Raw genomic sequence first — 15,014 nt, 5'->3', positions numbered from 1 at the left:
ACACTATGGCAGAAGTGAGCATTGAGAAACTAGCCGAGACAATTGATACAACTGTTGATAAATTGCTGCAGCAGTTGAATGATGCAGGGATCACCAAAGGCAAAGACGACACAGTTACTGAGTCTGAGAAAGCACAGTTGCTTGACCACTTGAGCAAGCAACATGGCGGTAAAGGCGCTGAAGGCCCTGAGCGCATGACTCTACAACGTAAGAGTAAAAGCACGCTGAGCGTTAAAGGCTCAACGGGCAAAGAAAAGTCTGTATCTGTGGAAGTACGCAAAAAGCGCACTTATGTGAAAAAGAGCTCGATTGACCAGCAAAAAGAGCAAGAGCGTTTAGCTGCTGAAGAAGCTGCACGCCAAGAAGCACAGGTGAAAGCACAGCAAGAAGCTGAGCAACAGGCTAAAGAAGACGCGGAACGTAAAGCGAAAGAAGAAGCTGAGCGCAAAGCGAAAGACGACGCAAAACGTAAAGCTGAAGCTGAACGTAAAGCGAACGAACAGCAAGACAAAAAGGTGGACAGTGTGCAACTTGAAAAAGAGCGCATTGAAGCTGAGCGTCTGCAAAAAGAAGCAGAAGAGGCAGCATTGAGAAAAGCTGAAGAAGAAGCGAAGCGCCAAGCTGAAGAGGCGCGCAAGTTAGCAGAAGAAAACGAAGCTCGTTGGAAGCAAGAGGAAGAGGAACGTCGTCGTCGCGAAGAAACGGCGGACCACCACTTAACGACCTCAACTTACGCTCGTGAAGCGGAAGATGAGTCTGATGCGCGTGAAGAGAAAAGTGCACGTCGCAAGAAGAAGAAAAAGGCTCCAACGAAAGAAAGAGAAGAACTACCAGTTAAAGGTCGCAAGGGTAAGCTAAAAGCACCTACTTCGTTACAGCACGGCTTCCAAAAGCCAGTTGCGGATGTAAAACAAGAAGTACGTATTAGCGAAACCATTACCGTTGCAGAGCTTGCATCTCGTATGGCTGTAAAAGGCGCAGAAGTTGTTAAAACAATGATGAAAATGGGCGATATGGTGACTATTAACCAAGTTATCGACCAAGAAACTGCGCAGTTAGTTGCTGAAGAAATGGGCCATAAAGTCATTCTAGTAAAAGAAAATGAGCTAGAAGAGCAAGTACTAAGTGACCGTTCAGAAGTTGAGTCAACAGAGCCTCGTGCACCGGTAGTAACGGTAATGGGACACGTTGACCACGGTAAAACGTCAACACTTGACTACATTCGTAGTGCAAAAGTTGCTTCAGGCGAGGCCGGTGGTATTACTCAGCACATTGGTGCATACCACGTTGAAACTGAAGGCGGCATGATCACCTTCTTAGATACCCCAGGACACGCTGCGTTTACGTCAATGCGTGCACGTGGTGCAAAAGCAACCGATATCGTAATTCTAGTTGTTGCGGCAGATGATGGCGTGATGCCACAAACCAAAGAAGCGGTACAGCACGCGAAAGCGGCGGGTGTTCCTTTGATTGTTGCTGTAAACAAGATGGATAAAGAAGGCGCTGATCCAGACCGCGTTAAGAATGAACTTGCTCAACTTGATGTTATCCCAGAAGAGTGGGGCGGTGATACGCAGTTTGTTCATATCTCTGCAAAAGCGGGTACTGGTGTAGACGAGTTACTTGAAGCGGTTCTAATGCAAGCTGAAATCCTAGAGCTAACAGCACCAACTAAAGGCATGGCGGCAGGTGTTGTTATCGAGTCACGCCTTGATAAAGGTCGTGGTCCAGTTGCAACCGTACTTGTACAGTCAGGTCAGCTAAGCCAAGGTGACATTGTTTTATGTGGTCTAGAGTATGGCCGTGTTCGTGCGATGCGTGACGAAAACGGAAATGAGATCAAAACAGCGGGTCCGTCAATTCCTGTTGAAATTTTAGGTCTTTCAGGTGTACCTGCAGCCGGTGATGAGGCAACCGTTGTTAAAGACGAGCGTAAAGCGCGTGAAGTTGCTTTGTACCGTCAAGGTAAATTCCGTGACGTTAAACTAGCGCGTCAGCAAAAAGCGAAGCTTGAAAACATGTTTACTAACATGACTGAAGGCAACGTATCTGAAGTTAACGTGGTATTGAAAGCGGACGTTCAAGGTTCAATTGAAGCGATTGCTGATTCACTGACTAAACTGTCAACTGACGAAGTTAAAGTGAAGATTGTTGGTTTTGGTGTAGGTGGTATCACTGAAACTGATGCAACGCTTGCTGCAGCCTCTAACGCAATCATCGTTGGCTTTAACGTTCGTGCTGATGCATCAGCGCGTAAAGTGATTGAAGCTGAAAACCTAGACTTACGTTACTACAGCGTTATCTATAGCTTGATTGAAGAAGTGAAACAAGCAATGTCGGGTATGCTTGCTCCAGAATTCAAGCAAGAGATCATTGGTCTTGCTGAAGTACGTGACGTGTTTAAGTCACCGAAGATTGGTGCTATCGCAGGCTGTATGGTTACTGAAGGCATCGTTAAGCGTAGCGCACCAATTCGTGTACTTCGTGACAACGTAGTTATTTACGAAGGTGAACTTGAGTCACTTCGTCGCTTTAAAGATGACGTACAAGAAGTACGTAATGGTATGGAATGTGGTATCGGTGTTAAGAACTACAATGATGTGAAAGTTGGTGACCAAATCGAAGTATTCGAGACGGTAGAAGTTCAACGTACACTGTAATTCTAAACTGAAAGTGTGATTAAAATGGGGGCAATTGCCCCCATTTGTCTATTGTGTTTAAATAAAATTTATTGTTATTTTTCAATATTTTAATTTTATAAGTGGTGAAAATGAGAGAATTTTCTCGCACAGACAGAGTGGCTCAGCAAATTCAAAAAGAGATTGCGGTTATTCTACAACGCGAAATTAAAGACCCCCGTTTGGGCTTCGTTACAGTATCTGCTGTTGAGGTGTCTAGGGATTTGTCATACGCGAAAATCTTTATCACAGTCCTTAATACTACGGATGAAGATAAGACTAAGCAAAGTGTTGCGATTTTAAATGATGCGACGGGATATATTCGTTCAGTGCTTGGGAAACGAATTCGTGCTCGTATCATGCCAGAGCTACGCTTTGTGGTAGACAACTCTTTGCTAGAAGGTATGCGTATTTCTAACTTGGTTGATACGGTGATCCGAGAAGATAACCAAAAGCGTGGCCCTGAGTCATCTGAGGACTCTTCTGAGAATCCTTCTGGAGATGAGCAAAAGTAATGGCTAGACGTTCTAAAGGTCGTCCCGTTGACGGCATTGTGCTGTTGCACAAGCCGCAGGGGATCTCGTCGAATAAGGCGTTACAACAAGCTAAAGGCATTTACTTTGCGCAAAAAGCAGGACATACGGGCGCACTCGACCCGCTCGCAACGGGTATGCTCCCGATCTGCTTTGGCGAAGCAACCAAGTTTACTCAGTTCTTATTGGACACAGATAAAACGTATGTGGTGCGTGCAAAGTTAGGTGAACGTACGACGACATCGGACTCTGATGGTGAAGTTGTCGAAACAAGACCAGTCTCTATTGACCTAGAAACACTACAAAATGCTGTAAACAGTTTTTTGGGTGAATCGGACCAGTATCCTTCAATGTACTCTGCGCTGAAGTATCAAGGTCAGCCTTTATACAAGTATGCGCGTGAAGGCATAGAAGTGCCTCGTAAGTGCAGAAAAATCAATGTGTATAGTCTGACACTAGATGAATATGATGCTGACAATGAAGAAATTCAAATGACGGCACATGTTTCAAAAGGCACCTACATTCGTACCATTGTGGATGATCTTGGCGAAAAGCTGGGGTGTGGCGCGCACGTGATCATGTTACACCGCTCTAAAGTGGGCCATTATCCGAGCGAAAAAATGGTGACGATAGAGCAGCTTGAAGAAAAATTGCAACAAGCAAAATCTGAAGGTCTAGAACCGTCAACGTATATTGATGAGTTACTACTACCAATGGATACCGCGTTGGTTGATTTACCGGTTGTCGCAATCACGCAAGAGCAAGGCAAGGCATTTAGCCATGGCCAGGTTGTGGTGTGTGGTGAAGTGCCCGATGGCGTCATCAAAGTGGTCGCGGATGGTCAGTTTATTGGTATCGGCGAGCGCAATGCCGATGGCCATTTAAAAGCAAAAAGAGCCTTAGCGACCAACCAGTAAGTTTTACTAGCGTCAGATAATACTTGCTGGTACAATTCGCGCCTCTTACCGCTTTGGCTGAATTAGTGATCGGCTAAAGCACAATTTAAATTCTATTTTTGGAGTTATTATGTCACTAAGCAACCAAGAAAAAGCAGAAATCGTAGCAAAATTCGCACGTGCTGAAGGCGACACTGGTTCACCAGAAGTTCAAGTTGCACTTCTAACTGCTGACATCAACAAGTTACAAGGTCACTTCGCTAACCACAAGCATGACTTCCACTCACGTCGTGGTCTTCTACGTAAAGTTAGCCAACGTCGTAACTTGCTTGACTACCTAAAAGGTAAGAGCGTTGAGCGTTACTCAGCACTAATCAAAGAACTTGGCCTACGTCGCTAATAATTTGATTACTTGTTGGCTTTTTAGCCAACATCAGAAAAAGGGGCCTAATCGCCCCTTTTTTTGTGGCTGATGTCCAAGTATACTAAGCTACTTCGGCATAGGGCCGAAACTGCGCCGACATCATTTGCCAATTGTAGTGCTTAAGTTGATTCGCGAGTCTACTTAAGACTGTAATTGGTAGTTGTTGGCGTTTATATTTTGTTTTTTGAAGGAAATATTTGTGCAAGCAATTATTAAAGAATTTCAACTAGGTCAACATACCGTGACTCTAGAAACAGGTGCTATCGCTCGTCAAGCTGACGGCGCAGTACTAGCGAGCATTGGCGACACATCGGTACTTGTTACTGTTGTTGGTAAGCGTGATGCAGCACCAGGTCAAGATTTCTTCCCACTAACTGTTAACTACCAAGAGCGTATGTACGCTGCGGGTCGTATCCCTGGTGGTTTCTTAAAGCGTGAAGGTCGTCCAAACGATGGCGAAACACTTATTGCGCGTCTTATTGACCGTCCAATCCGTCCTTTATTCCCAGATGGTTTCGTAAACGAAGTACAAGTTATCGCGACAGTTGTTTCAGTTAACCCTGAAATTCAACCAGACATGGTTGCTATGATTGGTACTTCAGCAGCTCTTGCAATTTCTGGTATCCCATTCAACGGCCCAATCGGTGCTGCACGTGTTGGTTACATCGATGGTCAATATGTACTTAACCCAACGCTTAAAGAGCTTGAAGAAAGTAAACTAGACCTAGTTGTTGCTGGTACTGAGAACGCGGTACTTATGGTTGAGTCAGAAGCGGATGTGCTTTCTGAAGAAGAAATGCTAGGCGCGGTTGTATACGGTCACGAGCAATCTCAAGCTATCATCAAAGCGGTACAAGAGTTTAAAGCGCAAGCTGGTAAACCAACATGGGATTGGGTTGCGCCAGAGAAGAACGTTGCTCTAGCAGACAAAATTGCAGAACTTGCTGCAGACAAAGTTGGTGAAGCTTACCGTATTACTGACAAAGTAGCGCGTAAAGAAGCACTATCTGCAGCGAAAGAAGCAGTGGTTGAAGCGCTAACAGCACAGCTTACTGAAGGCGAAGAGTTAGATATACAAGAAGTATCAAAATTATTCGGTTCATTAGAGAAGAAAATCGTACGTGGTCGCATCATAGCAGGTGAAAAGCGTATTGATGGCCGTGAACCAGATATGGTTCGTGCGCTTGACGTGATGACAGGTGTTCTACCTCGCACACACGGTTCTGCAATCTTTACACGTGGTGAAACTCAGGCGCTAGTAACAGCTACTTTAGGTACTGAACGTGATTCACAGATGATCGATGACCTTACTGGTACGCACAAGCACCACTTCATGTTGAACTACAACTTCCCTCCATTCTGTGTAGGTGAAACTGGTTTCATTGGTTCTCCTAAGCGTCGTGAAATTGGCCACGGTAACTTAGCAAAGCGTGGTGTTCAAGCGGTCATGCCTACGCTTGCAGAATTCCCGTACTCAGTGCGCGTTGTTTCTGAAATTACAGAATCAAATGGTTCATCTTCTATGGCATCAGTATGTGGTTCATCACTAGCGCTAATGAACGCAGGTGTTCCAATCAAAGCATCTGTTGCGGGTATCGCAATGGGTCTTGTGAAAGAAGAAGAAAACTTTGTCGTACTTTCTGACATCTTAGGTGATGAAGATCACTTAGGTGACATGGACTTTAAAGTTGCGGGTACAAGTGCTGGTGTTACAGCGCTACAGATGGATATCAAGATTGAAGGTATCAACAAAGAGATCATGCAAATTGCGCTTAAACAAGCGAAAGCGGCACGTTTGCACATCCTTTCAGTAATGGATGAAGCTATCTCAGCACCTTCAGAAGAGCTATCTGAATTCGCACCGCGTATCTATACGATGAACATTCCACCGAAGAAGATTGCAGAAGTGATCGGTAAAGGTGGTGCAACAATTCGTCAATTGACGGAAGAAACAGGCACGACGATTGAAATCGAAGACGACGGTACAATTAAGATTGCTGCAACTGATGGCATGAGCGCAAAAGACGCAATTGCTCGTATCGAAGCATTAACTGCAGAACTAGAAGTTGGCACGATTTACAATGGTAAAGTTGTACGTATCGTTGACTTTGGTGCATTCGTTAACGTATTGCCAGGTAAAGATGGTCTAGTACACATTTCTCAGATCAGTGCTGAGCGTGTGAACAACGTGACTGACCACTTATCTGTAGGCCAAGAAGTAAAAGTTAAAGTACTTGAAGTTGATCGCCAAGGCCGTGTTCGCTTAAGTATCAAAGAAGCACTAGAGCAGTCTGCTGAACAAGCGCCTGAAGCGCCAGCAGAATAATTTGTGCGAATAAAATAAGATAGTATCGAAAGGGGGCTGTATGGCCCCTTTTTTTATGCTTTAATGGCCGCTAAAGTAAGCGTAGTAAAGCGGCTAAGGAAGAAAATGAAGTTTAGATCAGTTTTTATTTTGCCCATCGTGTTTTTGGGGCTCGTTGGCTGCCAATCAAGTCAAAGCAATCATGCTCAGCAAGTTGTCAATGTGCCATTGAGCGTGCCACTTGCAGCTAATTTTAGAAATGAAATTGCCATTGCTCGTTATTCTGAGCTGCTACTTGCGAGTGATTTACAAGAAGAACAAAAAGCACAGCTTTATTATAATCGCGGCATGCTTTATGACAGTTTAGGTTTGAGCACGTTGGCGCGTATAGACTTTAATCGAGCGGTGAAAATGAAGCCTGATCTGGCTGAGGTATACAACTTTTTAGGTATTCATCACACCTTGCTGCAAGAGTACGGCAAAGCGTATGAAATGTTTGATGCGGTGCTCGAACTTGACGAGCAACATGAATATGCCTATTTAAACCGTGGCATTGCGTTGTATTACGGCGATAGACCCGCACTTGCAAGCCAAGATTTTTCCGCATTCTTATCTCGTTCACCGCAAGACCCTTATCGCGCGATGTGGCTTTATCTAGCGCAAGTAAAAGTTGACCCACAAATGGCGAAGATGCAATTACGCAACAATAGCGACGAGATAGATCATGACAAATGGTCGAGTCAGCTTGTTGATCTATACCTCGGTGATTTGAGTGAAACACAGTTTTTGGCGCAAATATCAGAAGGTATAACCGACCAACAGCAATATGCAGAACGACTTTGTGAAGCATACTTTTATTTGGCGAAGCTTTATCAAGCTCGCGGCAATGAGCAAGTTGCCATTGATTTCTTTAAATTGACGCTCGCGACCAATGTGTATGAGTTTGTAGAACATAAATACGCGCGTTTGGAGCTAGACATTCTTGCTGGTAATGCTGCAGGTTAACTTTCTAAGCTTATGTGTTTTTATATTACTGATGATGACGCAAAGTCATCATCAGCCATACCTCGAAGAGACGACTACGAGGCAACAGTATTTAGCTCGATATCCACATAGTTACTATTCAATTCAACATAATGTCCCTTTACAGAGCTTATCTGACGATACCATCCTTGCATTGCAAACTTTGAATGAGCCCGAATTGAAATTTGAATGGTCCATTCGCCTTGCTCAGCAAAAGAATTACGCAGCGAGTGCATTATATTGGTCGCAATACCACGATGACGCTTCAACGGAACAACTCACACGATTACAAAATCAGTTAATAGCGCACCGCTCATTTGTTGGTTTAGCGCAGTTAAAAACGATAACGAGATTGTCTGAGTATGCTGATGCGATGCTTGCCAGTGAAAATGGCGTTAAGCCCGATCTCTTTTCTGAAAGTAGGCTTTTTGAGCTTGGCCTAAAGACGTTAAACGAAACAGTGAGCTTTAGTAGTGTATGTAAAAATAAGGTGTTGCTGGTTGCGGATCACTACTCAGCGGTCAGTCATCTTAGACAGTTACGGGCACAATACAATGAGCAACCAGAACCTGCTGCAAACAGTTTTTGTTTGAGTGAAGTGTTTTATGTTGGTGACACAATGGCTTGTGATGTGACTCAAAATGGGTTTGCTCGTTGCCACGGTGGACGTTTAGCGCATCAATATGGTGCTAAACTCAATCATGTTGACTATGTGATAGCAATGACCAAAATGGGCTTAGCAAATGTCACCAGTGGGATGATGATGCTATCGACCGACAGTGACTACGCAATCTTTTTGCATGAGCTGATGCATTTCAGCGGTTTTGAAGATGAGTATGCCGTGTCAAAAGGTAAAGCGAGTTGGCTGTGCAAAGCTTCTGGTCAATATGCGCCGAATTTGCAGGTATCGGCACAGCCACCAAAAGAAGGTTGGTACTTGAGCCAAACTTGTCAACATGGGCAACTCAATGCATATAAGCCATCTAGCGAATGGGGCATTATGCTATTTCAAGAGTTACCTTTGAGCGAGCAATATCGAAAATTATGGCGTAGGGCCATTGAATCAAAGCAATATCAATTACCCTATTTTAGTACAAATGCTGAGTGACAAATGAGCATTTATGCACAGCTTTTTGGCAAGATATGAATTTAATCTGAAATGTTTATTAAGGTTGTTTAAAGTTTGCACGACTAGCGGCTAAAACTATAGACAACTCAAATACTAATAAGTATAAATGGGAAAGTTTTGTGTGCTTAAAACCAAACTCATGTGTTTTATACATTACGGTAGGTTGCACAGGCGCTCAGTGTAGGTCGTGCATTCACGACGCTGAAACAAAAAGGTTTAATCTATGACTTTGCTTTGGATACCCTTGCTATCCTTAATCGGCAGTATTCTCTCATCATGTTCGGGTAAGTTAACGCGCAATCAAACAACTGCATTGACGCTTGTAACACCCATAGTAGCGCTAGCATGGGCTATTAATCTTTCATTGGATGTCTTCTCGGGTCAAGTACTCAGAGAAAGCGTATCTTGGATCCCGCTACTTGGGATTGAATTGGCCTTTAGGTTAGATGGGCTTGCGTTACTCTTTGTGTTTATGATTTTGGGCATTGGTATTTTGGTGATCTTCTATGCGCGCTATTATCTGAGCGAGAAGGATTCTATGCCAAAGCTATTTGCGTATCTAATGCTCTTCATGACCGCCATGCTGGGCATTGTTATGTCTAATAATGTGCTGCAGCTGTGGGTGTTTTGGGAGCTAACGAGTATCAGCTCGTTCTTACTGATCAGTTACTGGTGGCAAAAGTCAGAGGCGCGAAAAGGGGCGCGCATGGCACTTGCTGTGACAGGCGGTGGTGGTCTAGCACTGTTAGCGGGTTTAATGATCATTGGTAACATTGTAGGTAGCTACAACCTAGATGTTATTTTACAAAGCAAAGCGCTGATCCAATCTCATAGTTTGTATGAAGTTGCGCTTATTCTTGTCTTGTTGGGTGCCTTCACTAAGTCGGCCCAATTTCCATTTCATTTTTGGTTACCACACGCCATGGCAGCACCAACACCGGTAAGTGCTTACTTGCACTCTGCGACCATGGTTAAAGCGGGTATATTTCTGTTAGCAAGATTTTATCCTGCTCTGGCGGGGACTGATCTTTGGTTTGTGTTGGTTGGTTTAACGGGGCTCGCGACATTATTGTTCGCAGCATACGTCGCCTTGTTTAAACATGACTTAAAAGGCTTGTTAGCTTATTCGACCATTAGTCACTTGGGTCTGATAACGCTATTACTGGGCTTAGATACTGAGTTGGCAACGGTTGCAGCGATTTTTCATATTATCAACCACGCGACATTTAAAGCCTCGTTGTTTATGGCGACGGGGATCATTGATCATGAAACGGGCACGCGTGATATGCGCAAGCTCAATGGTATGTGGCGGTTTATGCCTTACACAGCAACACTGGCGATGGTCGCAGCTGCTGCAATGGCGGGTGTGCCCCTATTAAATGGTTTCCTGTCGAAAGAAATGTTCTTTGCAGAGACTTTATACCAGCAATTATTGGGGTCAATGTCTTGGCTAATCCCTGTCTTGGCAACGATTGCAGGTGCGTTTTCGGTTGCTTATTCTGCGCGTTTTATTCACGATGTTTTCTTTAATGGTGAGCCTGTTGGATTGCCTAAACAGCCTCATGAACCACCACGTTATATGAGAGTGCCGATTGAAATTCTAGTGGCGCTTTGCTTGATTGTTGGTATGTTCCCGAATTTAGTGATCGACAGTATTTTGAATGTCGCGTCGTCAGCTGTGCTAGGGCGTGCGGCTCCTGAATTTCAAATCGCTATCTGGCATGGATTTAATTTACCGTTGCTGATGAGTGGTATTGCCGTATGCGGTGGTTTATTTATTTACACGCAAAGACGTTATTTATTCCAATTTCAAGCGTCTTTGCCGCCACTGAATGCCAAGAAAGTATTCGATACGTTTGTGTACACTATCGTTAAATGGAGTCAGCGAAAAATCGTCGCGATAGAAAACGGGTCGTTGCAGCGCTATCTAATGCTGATGTTTGTTGTAGTACTGCTTTGCGCAGGCTGGCCTTTGTTTGAAATGGCCCAGCTTGTAGGCGATAAAAAGCCAACCTCGGTTGATATGCATAACGGTATTGGTGCCGCCTTATTGATGATAGGCGCGATTGGGACAGTAATTTGGCATCACCTAAGAATGGTGTCGCTGTTGATGGTTTCCGTGGTTGGCTTGATGGTTTCTGTCGCATTTACGCGTTTTTCTGCGCCCGATTTGGCTTTGACTCAGTTAACTGTAGAGGTAGTGACCATCATCTTGTTGATGCTTGCGCTGTTTTTCTTACCACAAAGAACACCTAGAGAATCTAGCTCTATCCGAGTACTGAGAGATCTTGGGATTGCCTCTGCAATCGGTGTTGTTGTGGGGAGTATTTGTTATGCCATGATCACGCGCCCGCTTGACTCTATTTCCGAGTTTTTCATTGCCAACGCTAAAACAGGTGGGGGTGGTACCAACGTTGTTAACGTTATTTTGGTTGACTTTAGAGGGTTTGATACCTTGGGCGAAATCACGGTGCTCGGCATTGCTGCGTTAGGTATTTACAAGCTATTGCTCAACTTGCCATTGTTTATGCCTGCCAGCGATAGCGAAGGGCGTCCTTGGGCTAAAGAGCGCTATCCAATTCTATTGGCGAGTATTTCACAAAGCTTGCTGCCATTAGCGTTGTTAGTGTCCTTCTATATTTTCTTGCGTGGTCATAATTTACCTGGTGGTGGTTTCATCGCAGGCCTAGTAACCGCAATCGCCTTTATTTTGCAGTACATTGCGCATGGCTCAAATTGGATTGCAGAGCGGTTGACAATTAACTATCGAAAAATCATCGCATCAGGCATTGCCATTGCGCTCGTGACAGGTGTCGGTAGTTGGTTCTTTGATAGGCCATTCTTAACCAGTTGGTTTGATTATTTTGATTTGCCGCTGGTTGGAAAAATTGAGCTAGCAAGCGCCCTTGTATTTGATTTAGGTGTTTATATTACGGTTGTTGGAGCAACATTAATGATTTTAGCTAGCTTAGGTAAGCTCACTGCCGATGCGCCAAAAGAAGAGGTGAATTTCTAATGGAACTGCTATATGCATCTTGCGTTGGGTTACTGGTTGCTTGTGGCGTGTTTTTGATCCTTAGGGCAAGAACATTTCCCGTTGTGCTGGGCTTAACCATGTTATCTTACGCGGTTAACTTATTTCTGTTTTCGTCGGGTCGCTTATCACTGAACCAAGCCGCAGTGTTGGGTCATGCACAATCTTATGCAGATCCTTTACCTCAAGCGTTGGTATTGACCGCTATTGTGATTGGCTTTGCAATGACGGCTTTTGTGGTGATTTTAGCGATTCGTGGACGTGCCGATTTGGGCAATGACCACGTTAATGGCCAAGTTGTAAATAATAAAAATAAGGGTAAAGCATGATCCAGCATTTGACTTCTTTGCCTATTTTATTGCCGATGCTCGCAGGGGTGGTGTTGTTAATGCCACCTTGTGGGAAAAGCTTGCCTATCCGCCGCGTGGCATCAGTACTGTTTAGTGTTGTAACATTACTCGCATCCATTTTGTTATTATTACATGTAAAAGATGCAGGTACACAGGTGTATGCCATCGGTAACTGGTCCGCACCATTTGGTATTGTGCTCGTTGCTGATCCACTTTCAGTATTGCTCATTAGCTTGACTTCATTGCTTGGTGGTATATGTGCCTTATATGCGTGTGCGGGAGATGACGAGAGAGGGGCATTCTTCCACCCACTTTTACACTTTTTGGTGTTGGGGGTGAATGGCGCGTTCTTAACAGGCGATATGTTTAACTTGTTTGTGTTTTTCGAAGTGTTGCTGATAGCGTCTTATGCGTTGCTCATGCATGGTGGCGATAAACATAATACGCGAGCAGCTTTGCAGTATGTCATTATGAACTTAGTTGGTTCTGCGGTTTTTCTCATTGCGTTAGGCACTTTGTATGGGGTGTTAGGCACGCTCAACATGGCCGATATGGCGAATAAAATTGCCAGCTTGCAAGGCGATGATATCTATTTGGCTAAAATCGGTGGTTTGCTGCTATTAGTGGTATTTGCATTAAAAGGCGCATTGTTGCCGTTGCATCTTTGGTTACCGAATACTTATGCCACAGCATTGCCTGTTGTTGCTGCACTCTTTGCGATTATGACTAAAGTCGGTGTGTATTCTATGATGCGTGTTTACACCATGATCTTTGGCGAGCATGCAGGTGAGCTGAGCTTAATGGCACAAGAGTGGTTGTGGTGGCTAGCGATAGCCACGATTGTTTTTGGTGCTATCGGTGTGCTTGCCAGTCAAGACTTACGCAAATTGACAGCGAATCTTGTGATTGTATCAGTGGGTACTTTAGTCGCCTTAGTTGCTGTACAAACGGTGCAAGCAAGTGCAGCCGCGATTTATTACTTAGTACATTCTACATTGGTGAGCGCCGCATTATTTTTACTTGCCGATCTTATTGCTCGTCAACGGGGTAAAGTATCAGACAGACTCACGGCAGGACGACCTGTGATTCAGCCAGTGTTACTGGGTGGGTGTTTCGTGCTTGCTGCTGTAACCGTTATTGGTATGCCACCACTATCAGGTTTTGTGGCAAAGATTTGGTTGTTAAAAGCAACGCTTCAAAGTGATTATGTTTATGTGTTCTGGCCCATTTATTTACTTGCGAGTCTCGCGTTACTGATGGCGATCGCGCGCGCCGGAAGTACTTTATTTTGGCACCACACAACAAACAAACCCATTGAATCAGCAGACGAGATGAAAGTGCACCCAGCGCAACTAAGTGCTTTGCTGTTACTGATTGTCGCATCACCAGCTTTAGTCATTTTTGCAGGTCCGCTGACTGACTATGCTTTTGCTACTGCAACGAGTTTGCATGACTTTGGTGCTAACGTGAGTGCGGTACTTGAGGGAGGTCAGTAATGCGTTTAGAGTCTCGTTTTTCATGGCTGCCAACGCCATTTCGAAGCCTGCTATTATTTTGTGTGTGGCTTTTGTTGAATAACAGCGTTTCTGCAGGACATATCATTTTGGGTTTGTTGCTCGCGATTATTATCCCATTGATAACGCACCCGTTCCGCACAAAGCAACCGCTTATTTTAAAACCAGGCTTAGCACTGCGCCATTTATTGCTGGTTTTATACGATATTATTACAGCCAATGTGCAAGTCGCATTGTTGATATTGGGTCCCAGCAAACGCTTAAAACCAGGATTTGTAAAGGTGCCGTTAGATTTGGCGCATAGTATGCCGATCACTATTTTGGCCAGCACAGTAAGTTTAACGCCAGGCACGGTAAGTGCGGAGGTGTATCCATGGCTTGAATCTCAAGCGGATGAGAATGAACCTCAACAACGCTATTTGCTGATCCATGTACTCAACCTTGAAGATGAGCAAACGCTGATACAGACCATTAAGCAGCGTTATGAAGCGCCACTTAAGGAGATTTTTGGATGTTAGAAACGGTTATTTTGATTGTGTTTGCCATGATTGGCGTGTCGCTCATGCTTAATTTATGGCGCCTAGTGGTTGGGCCTTCGGTGCCTGATCGAATTTTGGCGCTTGATACCATGTACATTAACAGCATCGCGTTGATCATTCTGTATGGCATGAGCATGGGCACTAGTTTGTATTTTGAAGCGGCATTACTAATCGCTATGCTCGGGTTTGTCAGTACGGTTGCAGTATGTAAATACTTGCTTCGCGGCGATATTATTGAATAGGTGTAAATATGTCTGAGTGGATTATTTCAATCTTATTATTGATAGGCGGCTTTTTCGTACTTGTTGGCTCAATCGGTTTGGTTAAAATGCCAGACTTTTTCATGCGCTTGCATGGTCCGACAAAAGCAACCACATTGGGGATGGCATGTTTGCTGACGGCTGCAATGGTTTATTTCAGTCAGCTGCAAGATGGTATCAGTGCGAAAGAAATCTTAATTTCTATTTTTTTATTACTTACCGCACCGATCAGCGGCTATATGCTCATAAAGTCAGCGATCCATCATAAGCTCGATAGCGTCGAGCGTACATCAGGTAAAGATAATATTGAAGACGATGTATAAATTGTT

General features: G+C 44.3%; 13 protein-coding genes. All 13 read left to right on the top strand.

Annotated features, from left to right (window positions below; translation table 11 throughout):
* Window positions 1–5: 5 nt before the first annotated feature.
* The 13 genes from infB to AC5FX4_RS15730 all read left to right on the top strand — a co-directional run bounded on the left by infB (window position 6) and on the right by AC5FX4_RS15730 (window position 15,008).
* Complete coding sequence (gene infB / locus AC5FX4_RS15790; RefSeq protein ID WP_493607292.1) at window positions 6–2,660, top strand: translation initiation factor IF-2; 2,655 nt, start codon at window positions 6–8, stop codon at window positions 2,658–2,660.
* A gap of 110 nt (window positions 2,661–2,770) precedes the next feature.
* Window positions 2,771–3,193, top strand: a complete 423-nt coding sequence (rbfA, locus tag AC5FX4_RS15785; protein WP_493607291.1) for a 30S ribosome-binding factor RbfA — start codon at window positions 2,771–2,773, stop codon at window positions 3,191–3,193.
* Window positions 3,193–4,128 carry a tRNA pseudouridine(55) synthase TruB gene (gene truB, locus AC5FX4_RS15780; protein ID WP_493607290.1) on the top strand — a complete coding sequence of 312 codons (936 nt, stop codon included), beginning with the start codon at window positions 3,193–3,195 and terminating at the stop codon, window positions 4,126–4,128. The genes rbfA and truB overlap by 1 nt, the downstream gene beginning before the upstream one ends.
* Window positions 4,129–4,237: 109 nt before the next feature.
* The gene (rpsO, locus tag AC5FX4_RS15775) at window positions 4,238–4,507 is read left to right on the top strand and encodes a 30S ribosomal protein S15 (protein ID WP_010385052.1); all 270 of its coding nucleotides are present in this window, start codon (window positions 4,238–4,240) and stop codon (window positions 4,505–4,507) included.
* A 223-nt stretch (window positions 4,508–4,730) separates the two neighbouring features.
* Window positions 4,731–6,857 carry a polyribonucleotide nucleotidyltransferase gene (pnp, locus tag AC5FX4_RS15770; RefSeq protein ID WP_493607289.1) on the top strand — a complete coding sequence of 709 codons (2,127 nt, stop codon included), beginning with the start codon at window positions 4,731–4,733 and terminating at the stop codon, window positions 6,855–6,857.
* A gap of 105 nt (window positions 6,858–6,962) precedes the next feature.
* A complete protein-coding gene (nlpI, locus tag AC5FX4_RS15765; protein WP_493607288.1) occupies window positions 6,963–7,841 on the top strand; it encodes a lipoprotein NlpI in 879 nt (292 codons plus the stop codon).
* Between the two features lie 31 nt (window positions 7,842–7,872).
* Window positions 7,873–8,967: a hypothetical protein gene (locus tag AC5FX4_RS15760; protein WP_493607287.1), complete on the top strand. Its 1,095-nt coding sequence runs from the start codon at window positions 7,873–7,875 to the stop codon at window positions 8,965–8,967.
* Window positions 8,968–9,211: 244 nt separating this feature from the next.
* Entirely contained in the window at window positions 9,212–12,004 is a 2,793-nt protein-coding gene (locus AC5FX4_RS15755) for a monovalent cation/H+ antiporter subunit A (protein ID WP_493607286.1), read from the top strand.
* Window positions 12,004–12,351 carry a Na+/H+ antiporter subunit C gene (locus tag AC5FX4_RS15750; RefSeq protein WP_493607285.1) on the top strand — a complete coding sequence of 116 codons (348 nt, stop codon included), beginning with the start codon at window positions 12,004–12,006 and terminating at the stop codon, window positions 12,349–12,351. The genes AC5FX4_RS15755 and AC5FX4_RS15750 overlap by 1 nt, the downstream gene beginning before the upstream one ends.
* Entirely contained in the window at window positions 12,348–13,868 is a 1,521-nt protein-coding gene (locus AC5FX4_RS15745) for a monovalent cation/H+ antiporter subunit D (RefSeq protein WP_493607284.1), read from the top strand. The genes AC5FX4_RS15750 and AC5FX4_RS15745 overlap by 4 nt, the downstream gene beginning before the upstream one ends.
* Complete coding sequence (locus AC5FX4_RS15740) at window positions 13,868–14,404, top strand: Na+/H+ antiporter subunit E (protein ID WP_493607283.1); 537 nt, start codon at window positions 13,868–13,870, stop codon at window positions 14,402–14,404. The genes AC5FX4_RS15745 and AC5FX4_RS15740 overlap by 1 nt, the downstream gene beginning before the upstream one ends.
* Window positions 14,398–14,667, top strand: coding sequence for a K+/H+ antiporter subunit F (locus AC5FX4_RS15735; RefSeq protein ID WP_476291869.1), 270 nt, complete (start codon window positions 14,398–14,400; stop codon window positions 14,665–14,667). The genes AC5FX4_RS15740 and AC5FX4_RS15735 overlap by 7 nt, the downstream gene beginning before the upstream one ends.
* Window positions 14,668–14,675: 8 nt before the next feature.
* Window positions 14,676–15,008: a Na+/H+ antiporter subunit G gene (locus AC5FX4_RS15730; protein ID WP_493607282.1), complete on the top strand. Its 333-nt coding sequence runs from the start codon at window positions 14,676–14,678 to the stop codon at window positions 15,006–15,008.
* The last annotated feature ends 6 nt before the right edge of the window (window positions 15,009–15,014 follow it).

The sequence above is a fragment of the Pseudoalteromonas sp. ATL1 genome (genome assembly GCF_058933015.1).
Note: the sequence above shows the minus strand (reverse complement) of the source record. Positions and strands in the feature narration are given on the sequence as shown.

Coding starts and splice junctions, on each gene's coding strand:
- truB (WP_493607290.1), top strand. CDS start 3,193: ATGGCTAGACGTTCTAAAGGTCGTCCCGTTGACGGCATTGTGCTGTTG.
- infB (WP_493607292.1), top strand. CDS start 6: ATGGCAGAAGTGAGCATTGAGAAACTAGCCGAGACAATTGATACAACT.
- rpsO (WP_010385052.1), top strand. CDS start 4,238: ATGTCACTAAGCAACCAAGAAAAAGCAGAAATCGTAGCAAAATTCGCA.
- AC5FX4_RS15755 (WP_493607286.1), top strand. CDS start 9,212: ATGACTTTGCTTTGGATACCCTTGCTATCCTTAATCGGCAGTATTCTC.
- AC5FX4_RS15760 (WP_493607287.1), top strand. CDS start 7,873: ATGATGACGCAAAGTCATCATCAGCCATACCTCGAAGAGACGACTACG.
- AC5FX4_RS15745 (WP_493607284.1), top strand. CDS start 12,348: ATGATCCAGCATTTGACTTCTTTGCCTATTTTATTGCCGATGCTCGCA.
- AC5FX4_RS15735 (WP_476291869.1), top strand. CDS start 14,398: ATGTTAGAAACGGTTATTTTGATTGTGTTTGCCATGATTGGCGTGTCG.
- AC5FX4_RS15750 (WP_493607285.1), top strand. CDS start 12,004: ATGGAACTGCTATATGCATCTTGCGTTGGGTTACTGGTTGCTTGTGGC.
- AC5FX4_RS15730 (WP_493607282.1), top strand. CDS start 14,676: ATGTCTGAGTGGATTATTTCAATCTTATTATTGATAGGCGGCTTTTTC.
- nlpI (WP_493607288.1), top strand. CDS start 6,963: ATGAAGTTTAGATCAGTTTTTATTTTGCCCATCGTGTTTTTGGGGCTC.
- AC5FX4_RS15740 (WP_493607283.1), top strand. CDS start 13,868: ATGCGTTTAGAGTCTCGTTTTTCATGGCTGCCAACGCCATTTCGAAGC.
- rbfA (WP_493607291.1), top strand. CDS start 2,771: ATGAGAGAATTTTCTCGCACAGACAGAGTGGCTCAGCAAATTCAAAAA.